General features: G+C 60.4%; 1 protein-coding gene. It reads left to right on the top strand.

What is annotated here, in order from left to right:
- Positions 1-1,082 (top strand): IS1182 family transposase (locus AC630_RS42450; protein ID WP_074124405.1); only part of this gene is annotated, 1,082 nt, incomplete at its 5' end.
- Positions 1,083-1,254: the final 172 nt, after the last annotated feature.

Raw genomic sequence — 1,254 nt, 5'->3', positions numbered from 1 at the left:
GTGCAAAGTTCATTGCACTATGCCGGCAAATGGGCCTGTTGCAGACCCCAAGCGTCGCAATCGACGGCAGCAAGTTCAAGGCGGTGAACAACCGCGACCGCAACTTCACGCGTGCCAAGATGGCGAGGCGGATGGCGCAGATCGAGGAAAGCGTCGGTCGATATCTGCGTCAACTCGATAGCGCCGATCGGCAGGAGCCATCGGAAGCGATCAGCATCAAGACGACGAGGATCAAGGAAAAGATCGCTCGGCTGAAGCAGGAGATGAGCCGCCTGGAAGTGCTTGATGCGCAGATGCGCAACACGCCGGATCAACAGATATCGCTCACCGATCCGGACGCTCGTTCGATGGCCACCAGCGGACGCGGATCGGGTGTCGTCGGCTACAATGTCCAGGTCGCGGTGGACACCGAACACCATCTGATTGTTACGCACGAGGTCATAAACGTAGGCAACGACCGGGGGCAGCTTGCTCGGATGTCGAAGCAAGCCAAAGAAGTGCTCGAAGTGGACAAACTCGAGGCGGTCGCCGACCGTGGCTACTTCGACGGAGAGGAGATATTGGCCTGCGAAGAGGCTGGTGTTGCAGTCACCTTGCCCAAGCCCATGACGTCGAACGCCAAGGCGGAGGGCCGGTTCGGCAAACAGGACTTCGCCTACCTGCCTGATGAGGATGTCTACCGCTGCCCATCCGGTCAGCTGCTGCCCTATCACTACACCAACATCGAGCATGGAATGACGCTGCGCCGTTACTGGTCGACAGCGGCGTGCCAAGGCTGCGCTATCAAGAGCCAATGTACGCCGTCCAAGGAGCGCCGCATCACGCGCTGGGAGCATGAGCATGTGGTCGAGGAGGTCCAGAGACGGCTCGATTCCAATCCCGACGCCATGCGGACGCGGCGCGAGACGGTCGAGCATCCCTTCGGCACGATCAAGGCCCGTATGGGTGCGACCCACTTCCTGATGAAGCGCCTACGGAATGTCGCCGCCGAGATGGCGCTGCATGTTCTCGCCTATAACCTCACACGGGTGATAAACATCGTCGGCAAGCCGAGCCTGATTGCAGCCATCCGCGCCGCCTGAAGGCCGGAAAGTGCGTCCAAAAGCGCAAAACCGCGTCGCGATACCCACTTTGGCCGGTCATTGGACGATCCGACGCGAGAACATCGGCCGCCTGCAATGATTGGCGACCACGGCCGCATGCCGACCTACCCGTTTGCACACAACCAAGACCCCAAGCCGACCTCATCTGCTA

The organism is Bradyrhizobium sp. AS23.2, assembly GCF_001908185.1.
Lineage (GTDB): Bacteria > Pseudomonadota > Alphaproteobacteria > Rhizobiales > Xanthobacteraceae > Bradyrhizobium.
The sequence above is the reverse complement of the archived record's forward strand: the minus strand, read 5'-3'. Positions and strand labels throughout refer to the sequence as shown.